Origin of the sequence: Sediminivirga luteola, from assembly GCF_014639315.1 — a bacterium.
GTDB classification, from domain to species: domain Bacteria; phylum Actinomycetota; class Actinomycetes; order Actinomycetales; family Brevibacteriaceae; genus Sediminivirga; species Sediminivirga luteola.
This window is the reverse complement of sequence record NZ_BMFY01000033.1, coordinates 1-5,194: the sequence shown is the minus strand read 5'-3', so window position 1 is coordinate 5,194 and position 5,194 is coordinate 1. Positions and strand designations below refer to the sequence as shown.

Below are 5,194 nucleotides of genomic sequence, written 5' to 3'. Positions count from 1 at the left end.
CCTCGACCCCTACCCACCCTCAGCTACGCCGCGAGTCCCGCTCCCCACCAGAAGTCCGAAGAGCCCGCAATCTGGTGCGCATCGCCGAGACGGTGGGCGCTCCGCGCGTGGTCCTGTCCTCGATCCCGCCGCTGGACGACGCCCCGGAGCTGGCCACGGAGCTGAACTCCTATCTGGAAGACCTCGCCGGCGAACAGGGCTGGGAATGGGTCGATGCGGCCGCCGGCCTGCGCGACGGCGAGCGGTTCGCCCCGGGCATGGCCTCGGACGGCGTGCACCCGACCCAGGAGGGCGCACGCGTCATCGGTGAGGCCGTGAGGGAAGCGGTCAGCGGCTGACGGGCCCCTCCGCCAGGGCCCGTCGCAGCCGCGTCACCACTCGACTTCCGCGCGCCCCTCGCTCCAGAGCGTGTGGAAGGTGCCGGGCTTGTCCACCCGCTGGTAGGTGTGCGCGCCGAAGTAGTCCCGCTGCCCCTGGATCAGGGCGGCCGGCAGCCTGGGGGCGCGCAGCGCGTCGTAGTAGGCCAGAGCGGAGGACATGACGGGCACGGGGATGCCCGCGCTCACAGCGGTGGCGACAACGCGCCGCCAGGCCGGGACCGCCGCGCCGATGGCCTCGGCGAAGGCGGGGGCGAACAGCAGGTTGGCCGGCGGCTCGGACTCATAGGCCTTCATGATCTCGTCGAGCAGGTCCGCCCGGATGATGCAGCCGGCCCGCCACAGCGAGGCGATGTCCTTGAGGTTCAGATCCCAGCCGTATTCGCGTCCGGCCTCGCGCAGCATGTCCAGGCCCTGGGCGTAGCTGACCAGCTTGGCCGCGTAGAGCGCCTGCCGCACATCGTCGACGAAGCCCTCACCCGGCGGGACCGGTGCCGTCCCGCCCTGGAGCACCTGCTGTGCCTGCTCGCGTTGCCCGGTCAGGGAGGAGATGCCGCGGGCGAAGACGGATTCGGTGATCGCGGTGATGGGGGCGCCCAGCTCCAGGGCGGAGATGGCGGTCCAGCGTCCGGTGCCCTTCTGGCCCGCGGCGTCGACGATCACATCGACCAGCGGCCTGCCGCTCTCGGCGTCGGTGTGCGCNCGACCAGCGGCCTGCCGCTCTCGGCGTCGGTGTGCGCGAGCACCTCGGCGGTGATCTCGATCAGATAGGACGCCAGTTCGGTGGAGTTCCAGCCGGCGAAGATCTCCGCCTGAGCCGCCGGCTCCAGCCCGCCGACCTCGCGCAGCAGGTGGTAGGACTCTCCGATGACCTGCATATCGGAGTACTCGATGCCGTTGTGCACCATCTTCACGAAGTGCCCGGCTCCGTCGGTGCCGATCCAGGCGCAGCACGGGGTGCCCTCGTAGTCGGCGGCGATGGCCTCGAGCATCGGTCCGAGGGAATCGTAGGACTCCCTGGGGCCGCCTGGCATGATCGAGGGCCCGTGTAGCGCGCCCTCCTCACCGCCGGAGACGCCCACGCCCACGAAGTGAATGCCCTTGGCCGCCAGATCGGCCTCCCGCCGCCGGGTATCCGTGTAGAGCGAGTTGCCGGCGTCGATGATGATGTCGCCATCATCCAGCAGCGGCACCAGCTGCTCGATCACCGCGTCGACGGGGGCACCGGCCTTGACCATGACCAGGATCCGCCGGGGCCGCTTGAGCGAGGCCACCAGGTCCGCCAGGGAGGAGGCGGGCACGAAGTCGCCCTCTGCTCCGTGCTTGGCGATCAGTTCCTGGGTGCGTCCCTCGCTGCGGTTGTGCACGGCGACGGTGAACCCGTTGCGGGCGAAGTTGCGGGCGAGATTCGCGCCCATGACGGCCAGGCCGGTGACGCCGATGTCGGCGCGCGCGGTGATCGCGTTCACGGAATGCTCCCTTACATGATGGCGGGCGGAGACGGGCTCCGAAAGATCATACTTATTCAAGTGTATTCCGGTGCCGTCCCAGGTTCACTGTGCGGCCGGTCGTCCGCGCCCGCACCTGCCTCTACCGTACTGCGTCCGGCGGCGCGGCACCCCTCGCCGTCATCGCCCGCCTCCACCGTCACCCGTCACGCTCGCCGTCATCACCCGCCTCCACCGGCGGCGCCGCACCCCTCGCCGTCATCGCCCGCCTCCGCCGTCACCCCGTGATGGGGGCCTGTTGCGCGGCTGGCTGCGGCATTAGTCTGGAGGCACAGCCAGGAGGGGAGCTGATATGGCCATCGACCAGGCAGGACCGGACGCCGTCGTCGAACTGTCCGCAGAGGAGTCCCGCGCGTTACTGGAGTCGACCGAGTTCGGCCGGATCGGGGTCGTCCTGGCCGGCCGCCCCGAGATCTTCCCGGTCAACTACGTCGCGCAGGACGGGCACATCACGTTCCGCAGTTCGGAGGGGACCAAGCTGCTGGGCCTGACGGTCCACGAGCACGTCGTCTTCGAGATCGACGACCACACCGACACCGAGGCATGGAGCGTGGTCGCCAAGGGCCGGGCGCGGGTGCTGCAGACGCAGGAGGAGATCGACGCGGCCGACGAACTGCCGCTGCGGCCCTGGGTGGCGACCCTCAAGCGGTACTACATCCAGATCGAGATCGACGAGCTCTCCGGGCGCCGCTTCGTCTTCGGCGAGGAGCCGGAGGAGGAGCCGGAGACTGCCAGTTGATGCGCCCCTCGGCCGGCCCGTCCGTCAGCTGACCCGTCCGGCGCATCTTCACCCACGGCGGCGGACGGCCACAGGGGCACGTCGATCACAGCGGCGGGCGGTCGATCTCCTCCCCGTGCCGGGCACGCAGGGTGGTGCGCTTGGCATCGAGCGCCTCCAGGAGCTTGTCGGCGATGACCCCGAGCTGGGTGACCTCCGCGGAGGTGAGCGGGTCGATGATCTTCTCCCGGACGAACTGCACATGCGCCGGGGCCGCCTCCGCTAGCTTCTCCACGCCGGAGGCGGTCAGCACGGCGTAGGTGACGCGCTTATCGGTGGCGCAGGGCCGGCGGGTCACGTACCCGCGGTTCTCCAGCCTGGTCACCACGCGGGAGAGCCGGGCGATCTTCCCATGCGTCGCCGTCGCCAGGTGCGTCATCCGCAGCCTGCGACCCTCCGCCTCGGAGAGCATCACCAGCACCGAATACTCGAAATGGTCCAGCCCGGAGTCGCGCTCCAGCTGGGCGTCCAGGGCCGCCGGGAGAAGTTCCAGGACCGCGGTGAACCGAATCCACATAGAGCGCTCTTTATCGTCCAACCAATTTCCGGAATTTTCTTTACCGCTCAAATAATTTCCCGACTCCATGAAAAACAGTATGCAATATTTGAATACGCAACTTTTTCATTTGGCTCCTTTTCGTACCCCTCGGAGCGATCCGCGGGGCGAGGTGCCCTGGATCACGGAGTGATCACGGTGACTCCGGGCCAGGGGCGCTCAGCCATGGTGGCCAGGGCACCTGGCACCTCATCAAGACCGAGCTCGCGGGTGACCAGCCGGCCGGGCTTGAGCTGCCCGCGGGCGACGAGGTCCAGCATCGGCGGATAATCCGCCGCAGCCATCCCATGCGCCCCCAGGAAAGACAACTCCAAAGCGATCATCCGCCCGACCGGCAAAGACGGCTCGTCCGCGAACAACCCGATCTGCACATGACGGCCACCCGGGGAAAGGCTTAACAGGGCCGCCTGCGCCGTGGCCTCCAGGCCCAGCGCTTCGACGGTCACCGGCACCGTGCCCTCACCAGCCGTGATCCGGGCCGCGATCTCCGCCGGTTCCAGGCCGGTGCTGTTCACCGTCGCCTCGGCGCCGTGACGTTCCGCCAGGGCGAGCGCGTCCTGGCTGATGTCCACCGCGATGACCCGGGCGCCCAGGGCCGCGGCGATCATGACGGCGGACAGCCCCACCCCGCCGCAGCCGAACACCGCCACGCGTTCGCCAGGGCGCACCCGGGCCCGCCCGTGCAGTCCCCGGAACGCCGTCGCGAACCGGCAGCCCAGGCCGACCAGATCGCGTGCATCGGCGTCCTCAGGGACCTCCACGGCGTTGAAGTCGGCGTGACGGACCTCTACCAGCTCGGCGAACGAACCCCAGTGCGTGAAACCCGGCTGAGTCTGGCGTGGGCACACCTGGGCGTTGCCGGCGCGGCACTGGAGGCAGTCACCGCAGCCGCAGACGAACGGCACCGTGATCCGGTCCCCGGCGGCGACCCGGTGCACGCCGGAACCGACACGGACCACCCTGCCGACGAACTCGTGCCCCGGCACATGGGGCACGGTCACGCCCGCGTCGTGCCCGGCCCAGGCGTGCCAGTCGCTCCGGCACAGCCCCGTCGCCTCCACCCGCACGACGACGGCGTCCTCGTGCGGCTCGGGATCCGGTACAGTGCGGACCCCGGGCAGGGTTCGGAAGGACTCGAGGAGCACGGCGCGCATTCATCCAGTGTGCGGGACGCCCTTCCCGCGGCTGCAGGCGGCTCCCCCTCTCCGGCAATGACGCCTGCCGTCATCCGGCCGGGCGGAGCCCTGACCACCTGCGATACCTCATAGGATGGGAACGCGCACTGCACGGCACGGCCAGACGAAGGTGAAGACGCCGGAACGGCTAAGGACGCAAGAGCACGGTGACGGCACGGCAGGGACCGCCGGGGATGGACCGGCCTGGCAGGGCCGGCAGGCGAGGCGGCGCACCTGACCGGTGGCGGGATCGATGCCCGCACGCACCGCTGACCGCGCCACGGCACCGGACGCTGAGGACGGGCCGCGATCGAGGAGGGAAGAGAACGGATGAGCAGCTGGGAGCCGGGCGGACCGGACGACATCCCGCCGCGCCGTCCCAAGAAGCCGTGGGTCGTGGTCATGGCGGTCCTGCTGATCGTCGGCCTGGTCGCCTACATGATCGTCTGACGCCGGCCGCCCGGCCGGCGCACGGCGACGACGAACGAAGAGGAATCATGAGCATTCAGGATCTCACCGGCCGTCTCAGCGAGGGCGCGCTCAGCGCCGACCCCGATGTGATCGCCGCCCACGCCAAGGACGAGGCGCTGTTCTGTCCCGCCGAGGGCGCCGTCGCCCTGGTGCGGGCCCGCAGCGTCGAGGACGTCCAGGAGACGTTGCGCTTCGCCCATGAGCACCGGATCCCGGTGGTGCCACAGGGAGCGCGCTCGGGGATCTCCGGTGGTGCGAATGCGGTGCCGGGGTGCATTCTGCTCAATGTCTCCCGGATGAACCGGATCCTGCACGTGGACGCGGCCGAG

General features: G+C 69.9%; 5 protein-coding genes and 1 pseudogene. 3 read left to right on the top strand and 3 right to left on the bottom strand.

Annotated features, from left to right (window positions below):
• On the top strand, positions 1 to 338 hold a 338-nt coding region (locus IEW13_RS17145), incomplete at its 5' end, for an SGNH/GDSL hydrolase family protein (protein ID WP_229745284.1).
• Between the two features lie 33 nt (positions 339 to 371).
• Here the strand turns inward: IEW13_RS17145 and gnd are convergent.
• Positions 372 to 1,795 (bottom strand): annotated as a pseudogene (gnd, locus tag IEW13_RS17140) (NADP-dependent phosphogluconate dehydrogenase).
• Between the two features lie 382 nt (positions 1,796 to 2,177).
• On the opposite strand from gnd, the gene IEW13_RS17135 reads away from it, so the two are divergent.
• Positions 2,178 to 2,624, top strand: coding sequence for a pyridoxamine 5'-phosphate oxidase family protein (locus IEW13_RS17135; protein WP_188552124.1), 447 nt, complete (start codon positions 2,178 to 2,180; stop codon positions 2,622 to 2,624).
• A gap of 85 nt (positions 2,625 to 2,709) precedes the next feature.
• Here IEW13_RS17135 and IEW13_RS17130 read toward each other — a convergent pair whose 3' ends face one another.
• Complete coding sequence (locus tag IEW13_RS17130) at positions 2,710 to 3,180, bottom strand: MarR family winged helix-turn-helix transcriptional regulator (RefSeq protein ID WP_229745283.1); 471 nt, start codon at positions 3,178 to 3,180, stop codon at positions 2,710 to 2,712.
• A gap of 161 nt (positions 3,181 to 3,341) precedes the next feature.
• Positions 3,342 to 4,373, bottom strand: a complete 1,032-nt coding sequence (locus tag IEW13_RS17125; protein ID WP_188552122.1) for an alcohol dehydrogenase catalytic domain-containing protein — start codon at positions 4,371 to 4,373, stop codon at positions 3,342 to 3,344.
• A gap of 518 nt (positions 4,374 to 4,891) precedes the next feature.
• On the opposite strand from IEW13_RS17125, the gene IEW13_RS17120 reads away from it, so the two are divergent.
• Positions 4,892 to 5,194 (top strand): FAD-binding oxidoreductase (locus tag IEW13_RS17120; RefSeq protein ID WP_188552121.1); only part of this gene is annotated, 303 nt, incomplete at its 3' end.